This is a genomic window from Arcobacter acticola (assembly GCF_013177675.1).
In the GTDB taxonomy this organism is placed as follows: domain Bacteria; phylum Campylobacterota; class Campylobacteria; order Campylobacterales; family Arcobacteraceae; genus Aliarcobacter; species Aliarcobacter acticola.
This window is the reverse complement of record NZ_CP042652.1, coordinates 1,680,361-1,706,728: the sequence shown is the minus strand read 5'-3', so window position 1 is coordinate 1,706,728 and position 26,368 is coordinate 1,680,361. Positions and strand designations below refer to the sequence as shown.

29 protein-coding genes and 2 pseudogenes are annotated in these 26,368 nt (G+C 26.6%); 8 read left to right on the top strand and 23 right to left on the bottom strand.

Annotation, left to right across the window (positions count from 1 at the left end):
• Nucleotides 1-71 precede the first annotated feature (71 nt).
• Complete coding sequence (locus AACT_RS08740; protein ID WP_172126429.1) at nt 72-1,076, top strand: YeiH family protein; 1,005 nt, start codon at nt 72-74, stop codon at nt 1,074-1,076.
• Between the two features lie 34 nt (nt 1,077-1,110).
• Here AACT_RS08740 and AACT_RS08735 read toward each other — a convergent pair whose 3' ends face one another.
• From AACT_RS08735 to AACT_RS08720, 4 genes are all read right to left on the bottom strand, one after another.
• On the bottom strand, nt 1,111-1,845 hold the full coding sequence (locus AACT_RS08735; RefSeq protein ID WP_172126428.1) for a DsbC family protein: 735 nt from the start codon (nt 1,843-1,845) through the stop codon (nt 1,111-1,113).
• A gap of 62 nt (nt 1,846-1,907) precedes the next feature.
• Entirely contained in the window at nt 1,908-3,062 is a 1,155-nt protein-coding gene (locus AACT_RS08730) for a DUF3095 domain-containing protein (protein WP_172126427.1), read from the bottom strand.
• A 3-nt stretch (nt 3,063-3,065) separates the two neighbouring features.
• A complete protein-coding gene (locus AACT_RS08725; RefSeq protein WP_172126426.1) occupies nt 3,066-3,965 on the bottom strand; it encodes an AEC family transporter in 900 nt (299 codons plus the stop codon).
• Nucleotides 3,966-3,990: 25 nt separating this feature from the next.
• A complete protein-coding gene (locus AACT_RS08720) occupies nt 3,991-4,368 on the bottom strand; it encodes a winged helix-turn-helix transcriptional regulator (RefSeq protein ID WP_172126425.1) in 378 nt (125 codons plus the stop codon).
• Nucleotides 4,369-4,537: 169 nt separating this feature from the next.
• Between AACT_RS08720 and AACT_RS08715 the strand changes: the two are divergent.
• From AACT_RS08715 to AACT_RS08700, 4 genes and pseudogenes are all read left to right on the top strand, one after another.
• Nucleotides 4,538-5,121: pseudogene (locus AACT_RS08715) on the top strand (NAD(P)H-dependent oxidoreductase).
• Between the two features lie 4 nt (nt 5,122-5,125).
• Nucleotides 5,126-5,419 carry a putative quinol monooxygenase gene (locus AACT_RS08710; protein ID WP_172126424.1) on the top strand — a complete coding sequence of 98 codons (294 nt, stop codon included), beginning with the start codon at nt 5,126-5,128 and terminating at the stop codon, nt 5,417-5,419.
• A 15-nt stretch (nt 5,420-5,434) separates the two neighbouring features.
• A complete protein-coding gene (locus AACT_RS08705) occupies nt 5,435-6,064 on the top strand; it encodes an NAD(P)H-dependent oxidoreductase (RefSeq protein WP_172126423.1) in 630 nt (209 codons plus the stop codon).
• Nucleotides 6,065-6,172: 108 nt separating this feature from the next.
• Entirely contained in the window at nt 6,173-6,802 is a 630-nt protein-coding gene (locus AACT_RS08700) for an NAD(P)H-dependent oxidoreductase (RefSeq protein ID WP_172126422.1), read from the top strand.
• Between the two features lie 26 nt (nt 6,803-6,828).
• On the opposite strand, the gene AACT_RS08695 is transcribed toward AACT_RS08700, so the two are convergent.
• Nucleotides 6,829-6,996, bottom strand: a complete 168-nt coding sequence (locus AACT_RS08695) for a hypothetical protein (protein ID WP_172126421.1) — start codon at nt 6,994-6,996, stop codon at nt 6,829-6,831.
• Between the two features lie 208 nt (nt 6,997-7,204).
• Here AACT_RS08695 and AACT_RS08690 point away from each other — a divergent pair, with 208 nt between their 5' ends.
• Nucleotides 7,205-8,749 carry an IS1634 family transposase gene (locus AACT_RS08690; RefSeq protein WP_172126420.1) on the top strand — a complete coding sequence of 515 codons (1,545 nt, stop codon included), beginning with the start codon at nt 7,205-7,207 and terminating at the stop codon, nt 8,747-8,749.
• Between the two features lie 73 nt (nt 8,750-8,822).
• Here the strand turns inward: AACT_RS08690 and AACT_RS08685 are convergent, their stop codons facing one another.
• The 3 genes from AACT_RS08685 to AACT_RS08675 form a co-directional block, all read right to left on the bottom strand.
• On the bottom strand, nt 8,823-9,734 hold the full coding sequence (locus AACT_RS08685; protein WP_172126419.1) for an NAD(P)-binding protein: 912 nt from the start codon (nt 9,732-9,734) through the stop codon (nt 8,823-8,825).
• 10 nt (nt 9,735-9,744) lie between these two features.
• Entirely contained in the window at nt 9,745-11,226 is a 1,482-nt protein-coding gene (locus AACT_RS08680) for an ABC1 kinase family protein (RefSeq protein ID WP_272953576.1), read from the bottom strand.
• Nucleotides 11,227-11,297: 71 nt separating this feature from the next.
• Nucleotides 11,298-11,561, bottom strand: coding sequence for a hypothetical protein (locus AACT_RS08675; protein WP_172126418.1), 264 nt, complete (start codon nt 11,559-11,561; stop codon nt 11,298-11,300).
• 152 nt (nt 11,562-11,713) lie between these two features.
• Here AACT_RS08675 and AACT_RS08670 point away from each other — a divergent pair, with 152 nt between their 5' ends.
• Nucleotides 11,714-11,962 (top strand): hypothetical protein, encoded by a 249-nt coding sequence (locus AACT_RS08670; protein ID WP_172126417.1) that lies wholly within the window; start codon nt 11,714-11,716, stop codon nt 11,960-11,962.
• On the top strand, nt 11,949-12,284 hold the full coding sequence (locus AACT_RS08665) for a type II toxin-antitoxin system PemK/MazF family toxin (RefSeq protein ID WP_172126416.1): 336 nt from the start codon (nt 11,949-11,951) through the stop codon (nt 12,282-12,284). Before AACT_RS08670 ends, AACT_RS08665 begins: the two co-directional genes overlap by 14 nt.
• 141 nt (nt 12,285-12,425) lie before the next feature.
• Here AACT_RS08665 and AACT_RS08660 read toward each other — a convergent pair whose 3' ends face one another.
• The 15 genes and pseudogenes from AACT_RS08660 to AACT_RS08590 all read right to left on the bottom strand — a co-directional run bounded on the left by AACT_RS08660 (nt 12,426) and on the right by AACT_RS08590 (nt 26,238).
• On the bottom strand, nt 12,426-12,734 hold the full coding sequence (locus AACT_RS08660) for a TIGR03643 family protein (RefSeq protein ID WP_172126415.1): 309 nt from the start codon (nt 12,732-12,734) through the stop codon (nt 12,426-12,428).
• Entirely contained in the window at nt 12,734-13,258 is a 525-nt protein-coding gene (locus tag AACT_RS08655; protein WP_172126414.1) for a lipocalin family protein, read from the bottom strand. The genes AACT_RS08660 and AACT_RS08655 overlap by 1 nt, the downstream gene beginning before the upstream one ends.
• A gap of 56 nt (nt 13,259-13,314) precedes the next feature.
• Nucleotides 13,315-14,055: a TIGR03915 family putative DNA repair protein gene (locus AACT_RS08650; RefSeq protein WP_172126413.1), complete on the bottom strand. Its 741-nt coding sequence runs from the start codon at nt 14,053-14,055 to the stop codon at nt 13,315-13,317.
• Nucleotides 14,052-15,287 (bottom strand): putative DNA modification/repair radical SAM protein, encoded by a 1,236-nt coding sequence (locus AACT_RS08645; RefSeq protein ID WP_172126412.1) that lies wholly within the window; start codon nt 15,285-15,287, stop codon nt 14,052-14,054. The genes AACT_RS08650 and AACT_RS08645 overlap by 4 nt, the downstream gene beginning before the upstream one ends.
• A 43-nt stretch (nt 15,288-15,330) precedes the next feature.
• A complete protein-coding gene (locus AACT_RS08640) occupies nt 15,331-16,728 on the bottom strand; it encodes a cryptochrome/photolyase family protein (protein ID WP_172126411.1) in 1,398 nt (465 codons plus the stop codon).
• Nucleotides 16,729-16,859: 131 nt separating this feature from the next.
• Entirely contained in the window at nt 16,860-17,255 is a 396-nt protein-coding gene (locus AACT_RS08635; protein ID WP_172126410.1) for a PAS domain-containing protein, read from the bottom strand.
• Between the two features lie 9 nt (nt 17,256-17,264).
• Nucleotides 17,265-18,020: pseudogene (locus tag AACT_RS15725) on the bottom strand (methyl-accepting chemotaxis protein); the annotation flags it as partial.
• Nucleotides 18,021-18,800: 780 nt separating this feature from the next.
• Nucleotides 18,801-19,856: an EAL domain-containing protein gene (locus AACT_RS08625; protein WP_172126408.1), complete on the bottom strand. Its 1,056-nt coding sequence runs from the start codon at nt 19,854-19,856 to the stop codon at nt 18,801-18,803.
• Nucleotides 19,857-19,858: 2 nt separating this feature from the next.
• Nucleotides 19,859-20,386, bottom strand: coding sequence for a DUF3833 domain-containing protein (locus AACT_RS08620; RefSeq protein ID WP_172126407.1), 528 nt, complete (start codon nt 20,384-20,386; stop codon nt 19,859-19,861).
• Nucleotides 20,383-21,612, bottom strand: coding sequence for an SAM-dependent methyltransferase (locus AACT_RS08615; RefSeq protein ID WP_172126406.1), 1,230 nt, complete (start codon nt 21,610-21,612; stop codon nt 20,383-20,385). The genes AACT_RS08620 and AACT_RS08615 overlap by 4 nt, the downstream gene beginning before the upstream one ends.
• Nucleotide 21,613: 1 nt before the next feature.
• Nucleotides 21,614-22,366: a DUF1365 domain-containing protein gene (locus tag AACT_RS08610; protein WP_172126405.1), complete on the bottom strand. Its 753-nt coding sequence runs from the start codon at nt 22,364-22,366 to the stop codon at nt 21,614-21,616.
• On the bottom strand, nt 22,363-23,601 hold the full coding sequence (locus tag AACT_RS08605) for an NAD(P)/FAD-dependent oxidoreductase (protein ID WP_172126404.1): 1,239 nt from the start codon (nt 23,599-23,601) through the stop codon (nt 22,363-22,365). The genes AACT_RS08610 and AACT_RS08605 overlap by 4 nt, the downstream gene beginning before the upstream one ends.
• On the bottom strand, nt 23,598-24,110 hold the full coding sequence (locus AACT_RS08600) for a lipocalin family protein (RefSeq protein ID WP_228720464.1): 513 nt from the start codon (nt 24,108-24,110) through the stop codon (nt 23,598-23,600). The genes AACT_RS08605 and AACT_RS08600 overlap by 4 nt, the downstream gene beginning before the upstream one ends.
• Nucleotides 24,111-24,169: 59 nt before the next feature.
• On the bottom strand, nt 24,170-25,435 hold the full coding sequence (locus tag AACT_RS08595; RefSeq protein WP_172126403.1) for an MFS transporter: 1,266 nt from the start codon (nt 25,433-25,435) through the stop codon (nt 24,170-24,172).
• Nucleotides 25,436-25,479: 44 nt separating this feature from the next.
• Nucleotides 25,480-26,238 carry an SDR family NAD(P)-dependent oxidoreductase gene (locus AACT_RS08590; protein ID WP_172126402.1) on the bottom strand — a complete coding sequence of 253 codons (759 nt, stop codon included), beginning with the start codon at nt 26,236-26,238 and terminating at the stop codon, nt 25,480-25,482.
• Between the last annotated feature and the right edge of the window lie 130 nt (nt 26,239-26,368).

Here is a 26,368-nt window from a genome sequence, read left to right as displayed (position 1 = left end):
ATAATATATTTTACAAATTAAAATCATAAGAATATACTTTCAAATATTAAAAAAACAAAAGGAAGTTTATTATGATAGGAATTGTGATTGTTTTGATTATTTCAGTTTTTGTTACATTTTTATCTGAGTTCTCTTTTTTTAAAGATTTAGCTATTAGCCCTTTGATTATTGGTATCTTATTTGGAATGTTATATGCAAATAGTATTAAAAAATATTTCCCTCAAAGTTTTGATAAGGGTGTTGCATTCTGTACAAAAACACTTTTAAGAATAGGAATTGTTTTATATGGTTTTAGATTAACTTTTCAAAACTTAGAAGAAGTAGGAATTTTAGGAGTATTAACAGCTTTTTTAATAGTTTCAAGTACTTTTATTATTGGATATCTTTTCGGAACAAAAGTTTTAAAACTTGATAGAGAAATCACCATCTTAACAAGTGCTGGAAGTGCTATTTGTGGAGCTGCTGCTGTATTGGCTACTGAGAGTGTTTTAAAAAGTCCAGCTTATAAAAGTGCAATTGCAGTTTCAACTGTTGTTGTATTTGGAACTATTGCTATGTTTTTATATCCATTTTTATTTAAACTTGGGATTTTGAATTTAAGTGATTCTAATATGGGAATATATATAGGTGCAACATTACATGAAGTTGCCCATGCGGTTGGAGCAGGGGAAACTTTAGGAGAAAGTGTATCTTCAAATGCTGTTATTGTAAAAATGATTAGAGTTATGATGTTAGCACCATTTCTAATAATACTAAGTATTTGGCTTTTAAAAACGGCAGTTAATAGCACTATTGATAATAACGGTACAAAAAGTAAGATTATAATACCATGGTTTGCTGTTATGTTTGTAGTCGTAGTTGCTTTTAACTCTTTTGATTTATTGTCACTTCAAATTGTTGAATCAATAAATTATTTAGATAGCTTCATTTTAACAGTTGCTATGACAGCTTTGGGAATGCAAACAAGTTTTGATAAGTTTAAAAATGTTGGATTAAAGCCTATTTATTTAGCATCTATATTATTTTTATGGCTGATTTTTGCAGGTTATTTTATAGTTAGTTTTTTATTTTCTTAAAAGAAGTATCTTTAAAAAGATACTTCCTTTGGAGTTATTTTATTTGAATTCCAAATTTTTCTAATAGATTAACCCAAACAACGCCTTTACCATCTTTATCAAAAATAGTAGGTGTTCCTTGAACATTTAATTTCATTCCAATTTGAATTTGTTCTTCTAGAGTTTTTTCAAGTTTAGCAAGTTCTGCTTGAGTATATTTTGCATTTTTTGCTTTATCTAAATTGTCAGCTCCACTAAACATTGCTTCAACTTTTTGAGAACTTGTTTTTTGACTTAAAACATATAATGATAAATCTTTTGCATTTTCATGAGATTCTAATGGGAAGTAAAATACTCTAATTTTTACTTTATTTTCAATTTGTGGAAGATAAGATTCGAATTTTTTACAATATGGGCATTCTGGATCTGTAAATAAGAAATACTCCTCAGTTCCTTTTCCATATACAAAAGCTTCTTTACCTCTAACTCCTGTTAAATCAGCAGGTGCAGTAATTTTTATCCCACTATTTACATCAATTAAATCACCAGAAAGTATAAGCTTTTTGTCTTTTGTTAAATAAATTTCATCAGCATTTCCCTGAACATTAATATTTAATATATATAAACTACCAATATCATAAGCTTTTGTAATTTTTATTTGAGCTCTTTTTAATAACTCTAATTGCTCCATTTGAGCGATTTCATTTTTTGATACTTCTTTATTTTCTGCATATAAGGCACAAGAAAAAAGAAGAGAACTAATTATCACTTTTTTCGTTAATTCAAACATTATAAGGATCCCTAATATTAATTTTTGCGTATTGTATCTAGTTTATATTTAGAGAGTGTGTATTATTGAAGATTTTTTAATCTATTTTTCAATTCTTTTGCTGCAAGTGCATATCCACCATTTGAACTATCTATAAAATGTATGTGCTTTCCATGTCTTTGAAAGATTAAACACGTCATTAAAGCAGAGTCTGATTTATGTATTCCATAAACTAAATTTTTATTTTGATACTCTTCTTCCAAATATTTTTCTAATTCTTCTGTTTGATTTCTTTTGGTTGAAATTACCATTCTTAGCATATCATCAAACTTTTCTGTATCTGTAGTTTTAAGTATTATGTTTTTGTATTGACCCCATTTACCAATTGAGTATCTCATAAGTATTAATCCTAAAAAATTTTCAAGCATTAGTCTTGAAATAGTGAAAAATTTAGAAACCGTATTTTGTGTAAAAATTGAAGCTTCTGCATTTAAAATTTTTGGGTTAAATGATAAATTCAGTTGATTTTGTGTTTTTAGAGGATTTCTATCACTATGAATACCAGCAATTTCTTCTATTCTTTTTATACAATTTGTATATATTTTATTATTATCTTTCTGATTTATACTTTTTATCAGTACTGAAATAGTTTCATCTTTTGGAGTTTTTATATTTTCCCATCGACACTCTAATCCTTCAAAATTTGGATTATATTCATGGGTAAAATTATCTTCAACTTTATATTTGTTGTATTGCTTTTTTAATAACTCTTCTGCTAGTTCTAAACCATTTCCTCTAACGATCGCTTGAGTATATGAATCGCTTATCTTAAATTTTGTTAGTTCAATAAAAGAGTCTTTTTCTTCAATCTCTTTTACACTTACAACTCCAATTCTTAATTCTAAATCAAAAGCACTTTTTGCTTTTTTTGAAGCTTCTAATAAAACTTTTTTTGACTGTTCTAGCAGATTTGCAGGAATAATTAAACTAGCTCCATCTCCTCCAAAAACATATGGAAAATCTTCATCTCTATTTATATTTAGTATTCCAATTATTGTAAGAGCTGCTATAAAATTTACTTGTTTATACATACCATTTTCTATGGCTTTTGTAGAACTTTTTATATCAGATGTGATTACATACCAATCATTAGGAATTTTTTTGTAGTTACTATCTTCCATGATTTTTGAAAAATCTGTGATTTCTTTTAAGTTTTTGTAAAAATCATTTGAGCTCATTTTTTATCCTATTATTTTAAATAAAACCGCCGTAGTAAAGAAGGAAATAATTATACCATAACCAACAATGGCTGTACTTAAACGAGGTGCAAGTCCAGTCATGGAAGCTATAACTCCAGCTGTAATCATAGATGCCATTCCAGCTTCCATAATTGATACAATAGCAGCTTGATTATTCCATCCAAATAACTTACAAACTAATATTGCAATTATTGGAGCTAATATAAGTTTTACGACTAACGCGACGCTAAAAGGTTTTAAATCTTCTTTTGGAAGTCTAAATTGTAATTGAAGACCAACAGCAACAAGAGCTAGTGGAACTATAGTATTTGCAAAATTAGTTAAAACTTTTGTGATAGTATCATTAAATTCAACACCCATTAAAAATAGTGCAACTATCAAAGATATAAAAGGTGGAAATGTTAATATTTTTAAAAAAATAATTTTAAAACCAGTTTTGCTTTTATTTGAGTAATAAGAAGCAATAAATGTACCATAAGTAGCAACTGCAATTGAGTTTCCTAATTGGTCATAAACAAGTACATAAGGAAGCGAGTCTTCACCCATATATGCATTTATAATAGGAATACCTAAAAAAGATGAATTACTCAAAGTTGCCACAAGCATAAGAGAACCTGTAACTTCTCTAGAAAATGCAAAAAGTCTTGATAAAAGTAAAACTAAAATAGCACTTATGATTATAACAGCCCATGCAACTACTATTGGAATAATTGTATCAACTGAAAAGGTGAGTTTTGGAATTTGCAATAATACCATTGCAGGAAGTGAAATATATATTACAAATTGGTTTAAAATAATAGGTGCTTCTTTTGAAAAGATATTTAACCTATTTATTCCATAACCAATTGTAATGGCTACTAATATTAGTACAAAATTATCCATAATTTAATTTAAATAAGTTTTCGAATTAATTTTTAAAGCAAGCTTCTGCTTGGCAATCATTTTCACCTGTATTTTCGCCAAACTCTTCAACATAATCAATTCCCCATTTAAACATTTCTTGAAGTACTGGTTTTAATCTTTTTCCACAAGGTGTTAAACTATAAACAACTTTTGGTGGAACTTCAGCAAAAACTTCTCTGTGAATAATATTTTTTTCTTCTAATTCTTTTAATTTAACAGTTAATGTTTTTTGTGTAATTTCATTTATCGTTTCATGTAAATCTTTAAATCTTAATTCAGTATCTAATAAATGCCAAATAATTGCTAGTTTCCATCTATCATTAAAAATATCAAGTGTTACTGCAACTGAGCATTTGTATTCTTTATCGTTTATATAATACATATTTCTTCCTTTTTAAGTAGGAGATTATAGCATAAGTAAAATAAATATTTATTACTTACCTAAAGTAAGGTAAAGTAAAATTAAGTTTATTAGGAATATAATTTTTAAAATAAAATTTATAGACTCTTCTTAGCAAAGAGCATTTTAGTAAAAATAAAGGATAAATTATATGAAAAAAGTTTTAATATTAAATGGTCACCAATATTATGATGTTGTTGCAAAGGGTGATTTAACAAATCATTATATAGATTGTGCAAATAAATTTTTGAAGAGAATGGTTTTGAAGTTAAACAAACTCATATTGAAAAAGGTTATACAATACAAGAAGAAGTAGAAAAGTTCAAATGGGCTGATTATATTTTATTTCAATATCCAGTTTATTGGATGAGCCTTCCTTGGATTGCAAAAAAATATATTGATGAAACATTTACTCAAGGTGTACATTATGAAAGTGATGGAAGAAGCAGAAGTGATGCATCAAAACTCTATGGAAGTGGTGGTTTAATGCAAGATAAAAAGTATATGTTATCTTTAACTTATAATTGCCCAGATTCAGCATTTGATAATAAAAATAGCTTATTTGATGGTTTATCTTTGGATGAAGCTCATGTTGCTGTTCATAAAACATTTCAATTTTGTGGATTAAAGCCTTTAAAAACTTATGCAGTTCATGATATTTTCAAAGGTGATTTAGATTTAAATGCGGAATTAGAAAAATTTAGAAAAATATTAGAAATAAATTTTAAAGGGTAATATAATGTCAAAAATAGTTATTGTTGCAAAATTAAAAATCAAAGAGCAGTTTAAAGATGAAGTTTATGCTGAATTATTAGCACTTCATAAAAGTACTCATGACTTAGATGATGGTTGTATTCAGTATGAATTACATAAAGATTTGGAAGATACTAATAGTTTTACATTTATTGAAACTTGGGAAAGTGCAGAACTTTTAGAAGCTCATATGGCTACTGCTCATTTTGCTTCATTTGCTAAAACAATTGAAAACAAACTTGATGCTTTAGAAATTTCAAAATTAGAAAAATTAATTTAATAAAAGGATAAAAATATGGAAAAAACATTTATGGAAGCTATGGATTTTAGACACGCGTGTAAAGTATTTGATGAAACAAAAAAAATCACTGATGAAGATATGAATTATATCTTAGAGGTGGGAAGAAAATCACCATCATCTTTTGGTATGGAAGGATGGAAGTTTTTAGTTATTACAAATGAAGAGTTAAAAGCAAAAATCAGACCTGTTTGTTGGAATCAAGTTCAAGTTACTTCTTGTTCTCATTTAGTGATTATCCTAGCTGCTATTGATGCTGTTAAACCATCATCAGGTGAAGTTGAAAGAAAATTCAAAAGAAGAGAAATGCCTCAAGATAAACTTGATTTTTATTTAGGTTTATATGCTGACCATTTAAAACAAACTTTATCAAGTGATGACAATATCTATTCTTGGACTGCAAAACAATCATATATTGCTTTAGGAAATATGATGACAGCAGCTGCTATTAAAGGTATTGATTCATGTCCTATTGAAGGATTTGAAAAAGATAAATTAGATGAAGTTCTAGGATTAGATTTAACAAAATACCAAACAGCTGTTGTTGTGCCATTTGGTTATAGAATAAACGAACAATCAACTCAATTAAGAGAAAAATTTGAAAATATTGTAGAGTTTATTAAATAGTTAAAACAAATAAAAGATTGGGTGCATGGCATATGAAAAATGACTATCTTTATCATTTGTTAAGAGAATAGAAGGTAAATTAGTAAACTTACATTGAAAAGGAATACTATGGAAAATATATTAATGAATGTTTTAGATTTTAGTCATGCATGTGAGATATTTGACAATACAAAAAAGATTTCCGATGATGATATAAATTTCATACTTAAAGCAGGAAAAAAATCAACTTCTTCTTTTGGTATGAAACCTTGGAAATTTTTAGTTATTTCAAATGACGAATTAAAAACAAAAATAAGCCCACTTTGTTCAGAAGAAATTTCAATTAGTTCTTCTTCTCATTTGGTTATTTTTTTGGCAGCTATTGAAAGCATAAACTCTGAATCCCAATCATCTAATTCAAAGTCTGTTAAAAAAGGCTCTCCAGCTGATAAATTAGAATTTTATACAGGAGTCTTTCCTAATCATCCAGAAGATAGTTGTCATAGTAATGAAAATATGTATTCTTGGCCTGCAAGACAAACATATTTATCAGCAGGAAATATGATGACAGCAGCTGCTATAAAAGGTATTGATTCTTGTCCTATTGAATCTTATGAAAAAGAAAATATCGAAGAAGTATTAGGACTTGATACTTCAAAATTCCAAATAGCTTGTTTACTTCCTTTTGGATATAGATTAAATGAACAATCATCTGCAGATAAAGAATCTTTAGATGATTCTATTGAGTTTATTAAATAACTTCTTTTAAAATACTTCTAAATTTCTTAGAAGTATTTTATGTTTCCCAATAATTCAGAGCTTAAAAGTGCCGCTTCCATATTTGAATGATTAAAAAAATCCCCACAAATTCCTAGATTTTTTTCATCATTTAAAAAGTAGGGCATATCTAAAGAAGTTTTTGCAAAGGCATATTTCCATAGGTGTGGAATCATTGTAAACTTTTCTATTAGTTCTTTTGTGTCATCATCAAAATTAGTTAAAAAAATCTCGCATATTTCCTCTTTTGTTTTTTCATTTACACAATTTGCAAACTCTTCCTGACTTCATCACTTTTGAAAAAGAGCATAAAACAATATCTAATAAACCCCATGGTTAAGGTATTTTAATTTTTAAGTTGGGTGACCCACGATATAATATTGTATGTTTATTCGTAAAAAAAGAAATGCAAGTGGTAGTATAAGTGTTCAAATAATAGAAAAAATTGGAAGAAATAATAAAGTAGTGCAAACTATTGGTTCATCTAAAGATGAAATAGAAATAGAACTTTTATATGAAGAGGGATTAAAACTTATTCCACAACTCACCAAACAACCTATATTAAATTTATTTCCAAATGATAATAGTGAAAATATAATAGATACCTTTGTAAAAAATCTATCAACAAATAGTATTGTTTGTATTGGCCCAGAACTTATTATCGCAAGATTGTTTGATTATATTGGATTTAGTAAAATTATTGATGATGAACTTTTAAAACATTTAGTTGTAACAAGACTTATTAATCCAGGAAGTAAATTAAAAGTTATTGAGTATCTTAAACGATATAGAAATATAGATATTGATATTATGAAGATATATCGCTTTATGGATAAGTTTAATGTTGTATATAAAGAGGAGATTGAACAAGTAGCCTTTGAACATACAAAAAAAATATTAGGTGAAATTACTGTTTTATTTTATGATGTTACAACACTTTACTTTGAGAGTGAAGATGAGGATGATTTAAGAAGAATTGGATTTAGTAAAGATGGTAAATTTCAATCTCCACAAATAATGCTTGGACTTTTAGTGGGAGAAAAAGGTTATCCAATAGGCTATGATATTTATGAGGGGAATAGCTATGAAGGAAATACTTTTATACCAATACTTCAAAAGTTTGAAAAGAAATTTAATTTAGAAAAACCAATTGTAATAGCTGATTCAGGATTGTTATCTAAAAATAATATAGAACAACTAAAAACTCATAACTATAAATATATCTTAGGTGCAAGAATCAAAAATGAAAATCATATTACAAAAAGTAAAATATTATCTTTAAATCTTGATGTAAATAATGCTATTGCAACCGTTGCAAAAGGTGATGATACACTTGTGTTGTCATATACAGATAAAAGAGCAAAAAAAGATAAATATAATAGAGAAAAAGGTTTAAAAAGATTAGAAAAGAAAATCAAATCAGGAAGACTTACAAAAGATCAAATCAATAGTAGAGGATATAATAAATATTTACATCTTAAAAATGAAATTGAAGTAGTAATTGATTATGATAAATTTAATGAAGATGCACTTTGGGATGGTCTTAAAGGTTATATCACAAATACAACACTCAGTCCATCTGAAGTGATTGAAAACTACTCAAATCTGTGGCATATAGAAAGAGCCTTTAGAATTTCTAAAACAGATTTAAAAATAAGACCAATTCATCATTATCTAAGACATAGAATAGAAGCTCATATCTCAATATCATTTATTGCATATACAGTTTATAAAGAACTTGAAAGAATTATTAAACTTCATGATAAGAATTTGTCAGTGCAAATAGCCCTCGAAGAGATAAAAACAATCTATGGATTAGAATATATAAACCCACTTACACATAAGAAAAAATTTGAAGTGTTGCAACTTAATGAAATACAACTAAAAATTCAAAATATTATTGATATTCATATTGGGTGCCTCGAATGATGAAGTCAGGAGAATCTTTAGATGATTCTATTGAGTTTATTAAATAACTTCTTTTAAAATACTTCTAAATTTCTTAGAAGTATTTTATGTTTCCCAATAATTCAGAGCTTAAAAGTGCCGCTTCCATATTTGAATGATTAAAAAAATCCCCACAAATTCCTAGATTTTTTTCATCATTTAAAAAGTAGGGCATATCTAAAGAAGTTTTTGCAAAGGCATATTTCCATAGGTGTGGAATCATTGTAAACTTTTCTATTAGTTCTTTTGTGTCATCATCAAAATTAGTTAAAAAAATCTCGCATATTTCCTCTTTTGTTTTTTCATTTACACAATTTGCAAACTCTTTTGTAGAGTGGATTACATATGAGCTAAAATCTTTATATTGATATTTTCTTGAGTTATTTATAATATTTTGAATATCTGGATTTTCATATAAGACACTTTTATCTAGTTTTATATCTTCATTTGAGTGAAGAATTAAAGAAAAAATAGAGTCATATTTTATATGAGAAAGTTTTTCTTTAAATTCATTTGAAAGTTCTATTTTCATTTGTAGTATTTGAGGTGCTGGAATGGTGATAAATAGTAAATCAAAATCTTTATAGATATTATGATTTTCATCTTCTAAAATCCATTTGTTATCTATGTTTTGGGCTTTTGTGATTTTTGTATTTTTGATTAAATCTTTTTCATCTATTAAAAACTTACAAATTGCATTTATTCCATTTTTTGGTATAAACTCATCATATTTTGCTTTTACAACACCATTACTTGATAAATCTAAACAAAACATTTTTAAATCATCTGTAATTGGAATCAAAGATGAAGTTCCGTGGTCTATGAATTTATCTTCAATATACTTAGTACTAAGGCGACCTCCAACTCCCCTTGATTTTTCAAAAATAGTAATATCTTCATATTTTTCTTTTAAATTATTATATAAATTACAGCCAGAAAAACCAGCTCCAATAATTGCTATTTTCATAAAAATTCCTTTATTTATAAATAAGTCTAATGATTGCTACAATAAATAGAGCTAAAGCCATCTGTTTTAGTTCTTTATCATATAAAATCATAAATATTGATGTAAAAATTAATCCGAATGATAAAATAATTGGTCTAATAAAATCTTTAATCTCTTTTGAAATAAATTCTAGTTGATTATTTGATACTTCAATTTGAAGCTCACCTTTACTTGCTTGTTTTATAACAGATTTTAAATCTTTTAGGGTAAATGGAATATCTTTTATTTCATCAATTATTGTTTCTATAATACTATCTTTTGCCCCCAAAGCTTTTGGAAGATTATCTTGCAATATTGGTAAAATATCTTTTATACCATTGAAGTTTTCAATATATGTTGTTCCTAGCCCTTCAATAATAGCACTAACTCTTAAGATATAAATTGCATCACTTGGAAGTTTAAAAGGCATATTTCTTGTACCTTCTAATACATCAAAGGCTAGTTGTTGCATGGATTCACTACTTAGATTATCATTTGAGAAAATATCAAACATCTTACTTGTAAACTCAGCTAATTCGCCAGTTGGTGCTTCATAAGCAATAGTTCCTAATCTTTTGCTGGCACTAATATATAGCTCATAATCTTTTTCATTTGCAGCTTTAATTAGCTCAATAATAGCAATTCTAGAGCTATTTGGAACTGTTTTTACCATTCCAAAATCTAGTAATATTATCTCACCTTCTTTTGTAATAAGCAAGTTTCCAGGATGTGGATCAGCGTGAAAATATCCATTTATAAGCATTTGAGTTGTATAAAACCCAACAAGTGTACCAATGATTTTTTTAAAATCAATATTCTCTTTTAGAATATTCTTTTTATCATCAAATCTATATCCCTCTTCAAAACTCATAACCAAAGCATCATCACAACATAAAGTTGGAAATGGAACAGGAAATTTAACTCCACTATCTTTGTAAGTTTGAGAGAATTTTCTAAGATTTTGTAACTCTTGAGAAAGACTTACTTCTTGTAAAATCATCGATGAAAACTCTTTGATTACAGCTTCAATAGAGTTTTTTGTATAGTGCGAAAATAGGGGATTAAATAAAAAATTAAAAAAGTTTATAATTTTTATATCAGCACTAACTCTATTTTTAATACCTTTTCTTCGCAGCTTCACAGCAACTTTTGTGTCATCGTATAAAATTCCTATATGAACTTGTCCAATTGATGCACAAGCTATTGGAGTTTTATCAAAACTTTTAAACGAATCTTCTTTAAATGCAATATTAAAAATCTCTTCAAATTCATCTTTGTTCATTGGTGGCAGTTTATCGTGCAACTCTTTTAACTCATCCAAATAATCAGCTGAAAAAAAGTCAGCACGAGTTGCTAGAACTTGTGCAAGTTTTATAAAACTTGCTCCCAATGTGATAATAGTATCTTTTAATTTTTTAGGCTTTAGTGGTTTGATTCCAAAGAAACTTTGTTTCTTTTTTATAACCAAATAAATCGTTAATAAAAATAAAAAGACTTTATAAACCCTTGAAATTGAGTATAAAGATAAGTTTTTAAAAAAAGCTTTTATTTTAAATCCTCTTTTAGTTTTGCTAAATCTTCTTTAGTTGCAAGCCCTAGCTCATCTATAATCTCTTTCATATGTGTTTTTAATTCAGCTTTGAACTTTTCATCACTTTCTTTACCTTTTTGTTCCAGTGACTCTAAAAAGCTTTTAACATCTTTAGTATCAAGTTTTCCTTTTTCTTCTAACTTTTTTAGTTCATCTTCAATTTTATCTTTTAAAACCAAAGCTCCACCAAGTCCTGTAAAAATAAGTTCTTTTAGCATTTTGCATCCTTTTTTATTTTATATATTTAATATATAACTTAGTAAGGTTTTTTGGTAGTTGTTTTTTGTCTGTTTATTAAATTTTTAGATTTGCTATATTTTATAATATAAGATATAATTTTTATAGATTAAAACATTAAAAAGGATATAATATGACAACTTATGGTGTTACAGATATTCAAAATAAACCATCATTAATAAAAGCTATGGATATAGCTCAGATTATTGATAGAAGAAAACATACTACTTTAGGATATTTTATCTCTTCAAAATATGAAAAACAAATTAGACCTTTAATTGATAAAATTGATAGAGAAGAAAAACTAGCAAAGTTAAATAAATTAAAACAACATCAAGATTTAGAATTTGCAGAACTTGGAGTTGATGATGGAATTAAATAGAGGTGATATTGTAATTGTAAACTTATATCCTAAAAAAGGTGATGAAGTTGGTAAAATCAGACCAGCTGTAATTATCTCAGGTGATGATGAAAATTCTATTTTGGATACAGTTATTTTACTTCCTTTATCAACTGATTTAATAGATGATATGCAACCATATAGAATGAGAATTAAATCAAGGGATAATCTAAAACAAGATTCAGATATTTTAATAAATCAAATAAGAACACTCTCAAAAGTTAGAATCAAAGAGAAAATTGCAAAATTAACAGATAATGAATATAATGAAGTAATTGGAAATCTTTGTAAGAATTTTCATTAGGACTTTAATTATTATGTATTTCTTTGTATCTCCCCTCATCACTAGCAGTTGTCAAGTATTCCTTGACAACTGAATTTGGTCTAATTTATTAAAATATTTAGTTTATTTTATATTGGAGTGTTTATTTAGCTACTTTAGATTTTACCAAGGTCCCTGAAACCTAGAAACTTTGTGCAAAACTTTCTTTTTATGTTTTGTGGCTCTTCCTTGAACTCTTTTTCTCCACATTTTGAAACTGCTTCTTTTCATCAAAGTTCGCATTTTCTTTTTTACTTGATTTTCTGATAAGCCATAAAGTTCAAAGATAGTATCAAATGTTGTTCTATCTTGCCAAGCCATTTCTATTAGACGATTTAAATCCTCTTCTTGAAGTTCACTTAAATCTTGTTTTTCTTTTTTAGATTTTTTAGTAAAATCTAATTTTTCACTATCTTTTTTTTCAAAATACATTATTTTTCCTGCATTGTCCAAAGTAATTTAGATATATCAAATCCTAAACTTGGAAGTTTCTCTAAAATATCATTTTGAATTTTTAGTGGAAGTTTTTTATCCCTTGCTAAAATCCATAAGTACTCTCTATTAGGAGTACCAACAACTGCATATTCATAGTTTTCATCCAGAATTAAAACCCAATAATCACCATAAAATGGTCTAAAAAAACTAACTTTTAGCTTACTGTTTGTTTCATCTATTGCATAGGCTCTACCCATTGCTTCTTTTTTTTCATTTGTTTGGATTTTTGTACATTTATTTATTACTTTAATAGTTTCTTCATCCATAATTGAATAGTTTGCACTTACATTTTTGCAATCTTTTTCAAAAAAATGTTCATATCTTGCTATTTCATACCAAGTACCAAGATATCTCTCTAAATCAACTTTTTCTACAGTTTGTAGAGGTGGATTTTTTGAAGAACAAGCTGTGAATAAAAACATAATACAAATCAAAATAAGACTTTTAGATATTTTTTCCATAATAACTCCTCTTTTTATTTAATCATACAAATAAATAGGTTTTTTTGGTATATATTTTATGTTCTTTCATTGAAAAATTCAGTCATATAAGTTCTATAAATCAAAGGAACAAGTTGGGTTTGAAGTTTTGGATTTATTCTTTCTTTTATTGTTACTCCTGAAAAGAAACTTTTCCATAGTTTTTGAAATTTATCTTCATTTTGCGATTTATTTGGTTCTTCAAAAAATGCTACTTCTTGTAAACTATAGTTATCATCTATTTTTATGAAAGCTAGTTTTCTACTTATATCGTGGATTATGAAATTTTGATTATTAAATCTTTTTAAAAAATGTTTAGCTAAAAAATATACCACATTAAATTTACACTCAAGTTTTGCATATAAACTGCCATCTTCAAGCTCTTCAAATCTAATAAAGGCATACATCTTATGAACATTTTTAAATAACTCTTTTTCAAGACTGTTTAGATAAAAAACGCAAGAATTATTGATATTGTTTAATTGTTTTGCATCTTTGAAACCAATTATAATGTATTCTAAAAGTGCCATTTCAAAATCTTTTGAATCACACATAAAGATATTTAGTATTTTTTCTAGTATATTTTTAGTAAATTTTGTTTTTATGGCTTCTAATACTTTTTTATAGTTTTCTTCATTTGTTTCAATAGTTTTTACTTCATCAAATATTATCTCATTTGGAAGGGTTTTATATATATTTGTGGGTTTTAGTTTTTTATAATAAACCTCATAAATTAAAGATAAAAACCCTTCAAAAGTACTATCATAAAGTAAAATCATAACTCACCTGTAATTGAACTTATATCAAATAATGATGGTTGTATTAGTTTTTTTGGTTCTGGTTTTATTAAAGCTAGTCTTAGATTTTCCCTATAAAAAGGCACTTGTCTTTGGAACTCTTTATTACAAGTGATAAAATACATAGCTTTTTTTATTGAAATTTTTAGTTTCTTTAAATCATTAAAAGTAAGTCTTTTAAATCTTCTTGCATTTATTATTTTCATCACACCCCTTACTCCAATACCTGGAATTCTTAGCAGTTCTTCTTTTGAAGCTGTGTTTATTTCCATTGGGAAGTATTTTAGATTATTTAAAGCCCAAAAAGCTTTTGGATCTAAATCTTCATCCAAATTTGGAAATTCATCTGTTACTATTTCATCCCAAGAAAAATCATAAAACCTAAGTAGCCAATCAGCTTGATAGAGTCTATGCTCCCTTAAAAGTGGCGGTTTTGTGATGATTGAGGGCAAGTTTTTATTATCATTTACAGGAATATAAGCACTATAATAAACCCTTTTTAGCAAAGCCTTATCATAAAGTGCAGAGCTTAGTTTTAAAATATCCCTATCACTTTCAGGAGTAGCTCCAATGATTAGTTGAGTGCTCATTCCTATTGGTTTTTGCTCTTTTGCAAGACTTAAATTCCTTGCAAATTTTAGTGGTTGAAGTACTTTTTCTTTTGTTTTATTTGGAGCTAAAAGTTTTAGAGACTTATCACTTGGAAGCTCTATATTAGAACTTACTCTATTTGCTAGTTTTACAATTTGCTCAACTAATTCCATACTACTTCCAGGGATTAGTTTTACATGAATATATCCATTAAACTTATACTCATATCGTAAAATCTTCAAAGCTTTTAGCATCAAAGTCATTGTATGATCTTCTGTTTTTACAATTCCTGAGCTTAAAAAAAGTCCTTCTATATAGTTTCTTTTATAAAAATTTATAGTTATATCAGCCAGTTCTCTTGGGCTAAATACAGCTCTTGGAATGTCATTTGAAACACGATTTATACAATATGCACAATCATAAATACAAATATTTGTAAGTAATACTTTAAGTAAGGATACGCATCTTCCATCGGGTGTGAAAGTATGACAAATTCCACTTGTGTGAGTGGCTCCGATTTCACCTTTTTTAAAAGTACTTTCAACTCCACTTGATGAGCAAGACACATCATATTTTGCGCTATTAGCTAGGATTTCCATTTTTTCATAAATATCTGTTTTCATATTTGTATTTTAATAAAAATAAAACCTTTCTTCTAAAAATATATCAATTTGCAATAAAAAGATTTTTTATAAAATCATCAGCTATTTTTAGATGATTTTCTAGCTTCTCTTTTGGCATTTTCTTTAGTAGATTTATTTGCATTGCCATTCTTGGATTTTTCTCAAATTTAGGTGAATATTTAAATAAAAATCTCCAATATAATGCATCCACAATTTCACACCAAGGTTCACTTTTTTTATAGTCACTCATTTTTAAAATATAGTTAGAACTTGCAATATATGGTTTTGTTGTAATACTTCCACCATCACTAAAACCACTCATTCCATAAACATTTCCAACCATCACCCAATCATAGGCATCAATGTAATATCTCATAAAAAATTCATAAACACTATTTGGTTTTATTTCAAGTAGCAAAAATAGATTTCCTAAAATCATAAGCCTTTCTATATGGTGATTATAAGAGCTATTATTTAGTTTTTTTATACAATCATCAAGGGGAGTTATACCGCTTTTGCTTTCAAGTATTTTAGTTGGTATTTCATTTTTAAATTCAAAAAAATTAGAGTTTCTAAGCTTCACACCATCATCTTGATAAATCTTTAGCATAAACTCCCTCCATCCAATAATCTGTCTTATAAAGCCTTCTTTTGCATTGTATGGGGCATTTGCGTTTATTATTTTTTCTATTAAATCATTTAGGTCAATAAGTCCAATATTTAAAGAACTTGAAATATTCGAGTGAAATAAAAAGTATTGTTTTGACTCTTTTGTAATAGCATCTTGATAATCACCAAAGTTTTCAAATTTCTCATTTATAAAACTATCAAGTTGTATTTGAGCTTCATCAAAGCTAGTTGGATAGTAAAAATCTTCGTTTATATCTCCAATAGTTTTAAACTTCTTACAATACTCTTTTGCCTCATTTATATATTTGTTATCAAAACAAAAAGTAGGGGGTATTTTTATATCTTTTGGAAGTTTCTTTCTGTTTTCACTATCAAAGCTATATTTCCCAAAAAGTGGTTTGCCGTTTTCCATAAAAATATTTTCCTCAACTCTTCTATTTTTGTAAAAGTTATGCATAAATTTATTTGAGTCATTTGGATTTATAAAGTTTGGGTTTTTTATTGTTGTGATATTTGAAAAGTTTTTGTAAACTTTTTTTTCTAAATAATTATCAAAAAGTTCATATATAAATATCTCTTGATTTTTATATCTTTCAAGATAAGATTCATCTTCAAAATATTCAACTTCAATACCATTTTGAAATAGATAATTTTCATAAAATTTCATACTAGCTCTATGAAGAACTAACTTTTGAATATGAAATTCATATTGAGTAAAAAATAGTGGTTCTTCAATTAAAAGTACTTTTTTGTCTTTTAGCTTTGCAACATTTTTAAATAATTGGTTTGGGTAAAGTATAAATATTTTCATACTATTACTTTATAGCTTTTATCTTTTGTTTTGTAGTTCTTTTTTGTGAATTTAAATTATTTTTAGATATTTATTTGTATAAAAAGAGATAAGTAGAAGAAAAAGATAATTTACCTTTTTCTTCTATTTTTTTATTTTTCTTTAGCAATCAAAGTCTTATATAAAGCATCATGCTCATCAATTTCTTGTCTTGTAGCTTTTCTTCTACACGATAAAAAGCCTTTTTTACCATCTGAAGTAATTGTAGGAAAAACTGTTGCAAAAACCCAATAATAATTTCCTGATTTTGTAGCATTTTTTACATAACCACTCCATACTTCATCTCTTTTTACTGTATCCCATAGGTCTTTAAATGCAGCTTTTGGCATATCTTTATGACGAACGATATTATGAGGTTTTCCTATTAATTCATCAACACTATATTCTGCCATTTTACAAAAATCATCATTTGCAAAAATAATAATGCCTTTTTCATCAGTTTCACTTACTAAAAAAGCAAAATCATCTAAAATCATTTCTTTTTCCATTATATTATCCTATTTTACTTTTTTGCTTTTTGCATCATTTACTAAAACTTGTGCCATTAAAAGTGTTTCATCTGCAAATTCTGCAACAAAGCTAGCTTCTTTTGCATTTTCTTGGGTTACTTTATCTAGTATTGATACTGCATTATTAATTTGTTCTATTCCTGATAATTGTTCATTTGAGGCAACGCTTACATCTTGAATAATATTTATGGTTTGAGAAATTAGTTGATTTAAGTTGTTATATCCATGACTCATTTCATCTGAGATTTTTTTACCTTCTTTTGTTTTAAATGAGGCATTTTCAACTAAGGTTTTAATTTCATGGGCAGCTTGTGTACTTCTTGTTGCTAGATTTCTAACTTCACCTGCAACAACTGCAAATCCTCGTCCTGCTTCTCCAGCAGTTGCAGCTTCAACTGCTGCATTTAGTGATAAAATATTTGTTTGAAATGCAATTTGATCAATAACTGTTATGGCTTCATTTATTGCTTGTACTTTTTGATTTATTTCATCCATGGCTAAAGCTGTTTGTTGGGCTAAATTCTCTCCTGTAACAACAGAGTTTTTTACCATTTTACTTAAATCAGCCATTTTCATAGCATTTTCATTATTGTTTTTTGTAATTGAAGTAATTTCTTCTAAAGCAGCAGCTGTTTCTTCAAGTGATGCTGCTTGTTCATTTGCTCTTACAGATAGGTTTTCAACAGATTTATGCATAGATATAGAGTTGTTTTCTAATTGGGTTCCATTTTTTAAATTAAGTTTAGCATTATCATTTAATTCATTTCCTAATTTATTTATTTGTTTCATGGTTATTAGCATTTTACCCTTTAAAATAGGGTTTATATTCATTTGCTCTCGATAATCTTGATTGGTGTATTTATCCATGATATTAACTAACTCTTCCATATTTTGGTTTGTAGTTTCTAGCATTTCATTAACAATTCTTTTTAGAGTACTAATCATAAAATTCTCAGAATCCGCATGTATCTTTGAAGTATAAATTCCTTGAGAAACTTTATTTAAGGCAATTACAACTTCACCTAAAACATGCATATCTTTTTTTCTCATTACATCAAATTTATCAACATATAAATTTAACTCTTTTAAAATAAATCCAATATCATCATTTTTTATGTATTGAGCTTTTTTTATTCTATTAGTTTTATAAAAAGCAAAATCCATAAGATCATCTATATATAATTTTAATCTTTCTATTCCACCTACAATTCTTTTCATTGAATAAACAGTTATATAAGTAATAATTATGGCAAAGACCACATTTACTGTAATTATAGCAGTGATTGCATGATCACTTAATATTGCAACAATACTTATTATTGCAAATCCCAGTTGAGTTAGTAGTAAATTAAGTAACAACCTTTTTTTTGTAGTTAAGTTTAAGAGCATTTTAAAATTACCTCTTTAATGAATAAATATTCAGTATTGTAATATAAAAATAATAAAAAAATCTCAAAAAATGTATGAAAAAACATATATTTTAAAGTTTAAAATACTCTATAAAATAGCTTATAAATGAAATTATTAAATAACCCTAATAATTTCAGCACTAGGTTTTGCAAAATAATAACCTTGTGCATAATCTACTCCAATTTCTTTTACTTTTTCAAGTTCATAGGGAGTCTCAACTCCTTCTGCTAATATTTTTATTCCATTATCAACACATATTCCTCTTAGGGCTTTATATATTGACTGTTTCATAGGACTTTGATCTATATTATCAATAATGTTTCTATCAACTTTTATGATATCTGGTTTTATGTCAATAATCATATTTAAAGATGAGTATCCTTCTCCTACGTCATCAAGAGCTATTAAAAAGCCTTCTTTTCTATAATAATTTAAAATAGATTTTAAATGTTCTTTATCTTTTACATTTTGTGTTTCAACAACTTCAAAAACTATATTTTTTGGGTCAAACTCTAGTTGTTTTGCCCATTTTACAGTTGAAGCTAAACAAAACTCTGGATCATAAATAGAGGTTGGAATAAAGTTTATAAATACCTTTGCATCTATTTTTTTTACAGCTGTTGTTTTAAGTGCTGTTTCTCTACACATTCTATCGAGTGTAAAATTCATATCATTTCTTTCAGATTTTGCAAATAAGACATCAGGATACATTAAATCACCATTTGGTAAAACTCCACGAGTTAGAGTTTCATAGGCAAATATTTTATTTGTTTGCATATCTATTATTGGTTGGAAATAGGCTGTTAAACTATGGTTTTCAATAATATCAAAGAAATTTTTATCTTCTATAAAATGTAAATATCTATTTAGTGCTTTTGTAGATAATATGCTGCTAAGTGTTAATTTATTATCATCATTTTCAATAAAAATTTTTATTTCATCTTTTTCTAAATCATGAAAATTTGTATTTAAATAATCAAAATTTTCCTCAAAAAATTCCCTTGGATTCTCCACTTCAATAGATACAATATTTTCAATTTTTTGGGTTTCAAGTCCAAGGTTTTTAAAAATCTTCGATGACTTAACTATTAACTCATTTATTTGAGTAATAAAATGAATCTTACTTTTTTTCTCACTTATATAAAACACATCTCTACATTTGCATGGCATTTTTAATCCTTAATGATTGTAATTACAAGTTCTCCAACTACAAAGCCAAATTTTTTCATTTTTGAATGGTTTATTATAACACCATCTTCTTGTAAATGTAGCCAATCTTGAACAGCTATATCTAATGTTGAGTCATTATAAGGAATTCTCATAATATAATCCAACATTACTGTATTCCCATTTGCAATCATTGGGCTTTCACCTATTATATCATTTGCAGTTGCTATGAATTTTTTATCTGCTGTTGGTCTTAGCGTCCAAACTCTTTTCATCTCTTCACCATCATTATAAACAAAGTATTCATCAAGTGTTCCCACTCCATCTTTATCCCAAGATCCAATCATTGTTCCTTTAAATGTTCTTGTTATTTTTCCACTTCTGTCTTTTACTAAACCATAAGCTCTTAGTTTGCCATTAAAATATTCTTGTGGAATAAATTCTGGGCTTGTGTTATTAAAGTCTTCTATTTTCATGCCTGTACATCCTGTTAGTAGTATTGTTGTAAAAAATATAATAATTAAGTTTTTCATGCTATTAATCCTTTATTTAAATCAATATTTTGATCTTTTGTAAACACTAGTTGATGTAAATTTATATTTCTAGTTATAAATGCAGCTTCGCAATAATTCAGATACATTTTCCACATTCTTATAAAGTAGTTATCAAATCCTAATTTTTTTACATCATCTAATTTATTTTGGAAATTGTCATGCCAAATGTTTAGTGTTTTTGCATAATCTTCTGTGAACTCTTCAAGATGATTTAGATTTAATCTTGTATGTTTACTTGTAACTTCAAGTATTTTTGAAATACTAGGAAGGTGACCACCTGGGAAAATATATTTTTGAATAAAATCAGTCCCTTTTGAATAATCTTTATATCTTTGATCAGGCATTGTAATTACTTGTAAAACCAAAAGTCCATTTGGTTTTAGTAGTTCTTGGCATTTTTTAAAAAAGATATGAAAGTACTCTTTCCCCACAGCTTCAAACATTTCAACAGCTATAATTGCATCGAAAGTTCCATTTAAATCCCTATAGTCTTTTAGTAAAATATCTATTCTATCTTCAACACTATGTTCTTTAAATCTATCTTCACATAGTTTTTTTTGCTCAGTACTTAAGGTAACCGTTGTTACTTTGCATTTTTTATCATTTGCTAGATGTAAAGCCATTGCTCCCCAACCTGAACCAATCTCTAAAACATTTGAATTTTCTTTTAGGTTTAGCTTACTTGATAGTTTTTCTAATTTGTTTTTTTGTGCTGTATATAAATCTTCATTTTTATGAGAAAAAACAGCACTTGAATACATCATAGTTTCATCAAGCATGAGTTTATAAAAATCATTTGACAAGTCATAATGGGCAGAAATATTTTTTCTTGAGTTTGTTTTTGAGTTTTTTCTCATAGTGTGTTTGATTTTATTAAAAACGGGCATTATATTTATAAATTTATTGTTTTTTTCATTTTCACTTGTTGTTCCCAAATACTTTGCGTTTAAAAGGGCTAGTTCTATTAGTTTTGTTAAATCAGATGTTTCAAAATCTTCATCTATATAACTCTCTGCAAAACCAATATCTCCATATAATGCAACTCTATAAAAGAATTTACTATTTTTTATTGTAATTGTTATTTTTTCATCTTCTTTTTTTTGGCCATATAACTTTTTATTACCATCTGTGTAGATAACTTCTAATGTTCCTACTTTTATTTTTGAGAAAAAATTATCTGCTAATTTATTCCATAATCTTTGCATTTTAGTATCTCCTTTCTTTGTCTTGTTCTCTTGGGCTATGAATTTTCAATCCTTTTATAAATAGTCTAATAGCCTGAATATAGGTTCTTGTAACTACTAAAAAAGTACTAAACATATATTTTAAAAATATATTTAAACTACTTTTTTTATTAAAGTCTTTTGCTTTTGAATTAAAAATAGCTGTTAATTTATACTCATTGTCTTCAAATAAATCTATTTTTAAAAATAGTTTATTTTCATCATATTTTAGTTGGAATTCATATACTCCATCTGTTTTAAAAAAAGGAGAAACATACATATCTTTTTTTACTTTTCCTACATATGAATTACCTTTTTTTTCTAAAAGGATTGGATAAACTACTCTTCCATTGTTGTAGTTATGAACTTCTGCTAAAAGATGAGTTGCTTGGTTGTTATCATCAAAAACAACCAGTGCACTAATTGGATTAAAAACAAAATTTAAAACTCTAGGAAGAGTGAAAAATCTCATATTTTTAGTTTTTTTAATACTGAATTTTTCTAATAATTCATCTACATTTTGTAAAAAATCATCAGATTTTCCAAAATGATCTTTTGTTTTAAAGCTTAGAAAATTTAGTTTATTTATTGAAAACAAACTATTCTTTAGATTTTCAAAATAGTTTAAATCAATATCTAATAAATAAAAGTTATATTTAAATTCATGCACTTTTGGGTGAAATCTTTTATGATAAATAGTTCCTTCATAAAATTTATGCTTTGTAAGATTTTTCATAACTCGCAACCTAATAGTTTTCCCACTTCATTTGCAGATAAAAGTCCATCTTCATGGAATCCATATCTCCAATAAGCTCCAGCATAAAAAGTGTTGTTTTGTCCACTAATTTCATTTTTTCGTTTTTGCATATTTATAGCTTCGCGATTGAATTGTGGATGATCATATGAGATTCTTTCAATTACTTGCTCTATATGGCTTGTTTCATTTAAGGATACAAAGTAATCTTTTTTTGTTTTTAAATTTTGTAAGGTATTTATCCAATAAGTTAAAGTAACCAAATCACTTTTGATATATGAATTTGTATAATTCCAAGCTGCATACATTTTCTTATTTGGATATAAAATATTATTATCGTTATGTAAAACAGCGCTGTTTTCTTTGTATTTAAACGCACTTAATATTTCAGTTTCTTTTGCTGTTGCATCATCTAGTATTTTTAAAGCATCAGGTGCATGCATAGCTAATACAACTTTGTCATAAAAAGTTTTTTCACCATTTTTATGAATCAAATATACACCATTTTCTACTCTTTGTATTTTAATAACATTTGAGTTTAAAATTATTTTTCCAGAGATCTTCTCTTTTATTTTATTTACATAATTTATACTTCCATTAGAAACAGTAAGCCATTGATGATGAGAATCAATACCCAAAAGTCCATGGTTTTTAAAAAAAGTTAAGAATGTTCTTGCTGGAAAATCATTCATTTCATCGCTTGGTGTTGACCAAATAGCAGCACCCATTGGAAGAATATATCTCTCTTTAAAAGCTTTTGAATAAGAACTTATATATTCTCCCAATGACTTATCTAGGTTTAAATTATTATAAAGTAAATCGCTATTTGCTTTTTCATTAAAATCTAAGATATCTTTTATCATTTTATAATGATTAAGTGAAAATAGATTTCTTTTTTGTGCAAACATTCCTTTTATAGAAGAGCCGTTGTAAGCTATATTTTTAATCTTATCCCAAAAAGCAAAACTCATATCTGAGTTCTCTATTTTTACATCAAGTTGTTTAAATAATTTTGTTAAAAGTGGATAAGTTGGCTCATTAAAAACTAAAAATCCAGTATCTACTCCAAAAGTCTTATCTTCGTCATTTACAGTAGTAGTTCTTGCATGTCCACCTAAACGATTATCTTTTTCATATAAATCTACTTCATGTTTAGAACTTAAAATATAGGCACTTCCCAGACCGCTGATTCCAGCTCCTAATACTGCTATTTTCATTTGTATCTTCCTTTTGGATCTAGTTTTGTAAATATTAATTTAGAAGTATCCATCTTATTTTCCAATTTTTTTAAAATCATTTTTAATTCACTTTGGTCTATAGATGGAACTCTACTCATAATCCAAAGATTAGAGTAATCATCATCTGTGATGATTGCTGTTTTATAGTTGTTTAAATATATTATTTTATAAGATGATGTAAATAAGTAAAAATAAGTCATATCTAGGCTAATATTATTTTCAATTTGACTTACTTTTGCATCTCCGTTGTATTGGATTAATTTACCATCAAGTTCATTTTCAAAGCATCTATTAAATACATCATAAGTATCATCTTCTAATATATATTCAACACTTGAAGCAACACAATTTTCTTGAAAAGAGTTATAAGTTCTAGCTATCTCATACCATAGGCCTGAAAACTTTTTCTTATCAAATGTATTTACATCAAAGGAAGAACTTGCAAATTGTGATGAAAAAATAATTAGTATTAATATAATTGATTTCACAAGTACTCCTTCTTTGTATTGTGTAATTTATTATAAAAAAAGGGATATTTGTAGTTAATTTATGTTAGTTTATATTTACATAAGAAAATAATAGATATTAATTTAAGAAAAATAGGTACTATTGAATATAAAATTATAATTGCCATGATTGAGTTTTCATTTATATTTTGGGTATCAAAAGAGGTAAACTCTAAAGTAATAAATGAAACAGCTACTGCTAAAGCCAATGAAAACTTCGTAATCATTGCCCAAAAACCAAATAATATACCTGAAATATCATTATTTATTTTTTTACTTTCTTGAGCAACATCAGCTTGAATAGAAGAGGGCAGTGCCATATCAGCACCTAAACTCATCCCTGTTATTATACAAATGATTAAAAAATATATGAAATCATTTTCTTCTAAAAAAGGTACAAAAGAAAAAGCTGCACATGCTGTAATCATAGATAAAATCCATGTGGATTTTTTTGATATTTTTATTGATAATTTAATCCATAATGGAAAAGTTAATATTGCACTTAAGAAATAAACAATTAAAAAAAGACCTGTTTCTTCTTCTAAAATCAAAACATATTTTACGAAAAATAAAAATAGTGTTGCAGGTAGTGCATTTGCTAGATTGTTGATTAAAAAAGCCAAAAATAGTTTTTTGTGTTGGGGAAAAGTCTCAAAGAATAAATTTATTGATTTTAAAAATTCATTATTTGAAGTTTTAGGAATAACACTTTTTAGATTTTCAAAATGTTTTAGTTTGAAATAAAATATAATTGAAAAAATAGGAAAAATAATCATACATGTATGTAGTAATAACTCTAAGCTTTTTTTAGAGTCCTCTGCAACTAAAAAGATATAAGGGAATAATAAAGATATTAAAACACCAAAAACTATAAAAACTTCCCTTGAAAATGCTAGTTTTGTATTATTTATTGAATTATTGCTTATTTGTGAATTTAAAGTAAGATAAGGAATCATTACAAAACTATAGGAAATATAAGTTATAAGTGAAAAAGAAAATAGCCATAATGAGTTGAAATAAATGGGTTTAATTAAAAAATATAAACCAAATAATACAAAAAATGTAGAAACTAATATAATATTAAATTTGTTGTATTTATCAGTAAAACTACCAATAAAAGGGTCTAGAATCATATCTAATAATCTAGCAATTAATAAAATAACTCCAACAGTTCCAACGCTTAAGTTTACATACTCAACATAAAAAATTGGTAAGTAAATATATAAAGGGAATCCCAAAAAAGCAATAGGAATTCCTAATATTCCATATGTAAGAATTTCATTGCTTTTTGGGTTATTATTATTCATTTAAATCTAATTTGTTATATATTTCACATAATTTTTAACTGTAATCATTTTAAAAACTTTTTTGTTATTGAAAAACTTAATTTATACGGAACAAGAGATATTAATCGTAAAAATTTTGACAAAATAAAAGGAAACGAAATTTCAAAACTATATGGTTTATTAAACTGCTCAAATATTTTTTTAGCAGCAATTTCAGGCTGCATTAATTGAGGCATATCAAAATTATTTTTTGCAGTCAATCTTGTTTTTACAAAGCCATGATTTATTATTTGTAAATAAATATTTTTTCTTAATAATTCAGGTTGAATTGACTGTGCAAGATTTACTAAAGCAGCTTTTGATGCGCTATAAGCTCCACCATAAGGCAATCCAAAGTAGCTTGATAAACTTGCATTTAATATAACTCTTGATTCTTTTTTTTGTTTTTCTAAATAACTAACTAGTGGTTTTAAAATTCTAACAGCACCTAAGTAGTTTGTATTTATCATTGCTTCAAAGCTTGAAATATCCCATTGTTCAAGAGGCATAGAATCATAAACCCCTGCATTGAAAAAACAAATATCTAAATCATTAAAAACAGTAAATGCTTCCTCCACACATTTAGTAACACTTTCATTACTTGAAACATCAATGTCTAATAATTCTAGTTTGTTTGTGTAAGTTGATTTTAGTTGTAATAGTTCTTCTGATTTCTTAGCATTTCTAGAACTTGCTATTACTTTATGATTACTTTGCAAGCAAAGTTTAACTAACTCTAAACCGATGCCAGAACTAGAACCAATAATCCAAACTTTTGTTTCCATGATAAAAACCTTTTTTATGTAAGCTAGTTATGTACTAACTTAAGATGATTATATGAGAATAAAAAGATTTTTGGTATACAATATTTGTAGTTTGATAAAAAATAGTTTGAAAAAATAAATTTTAAATATA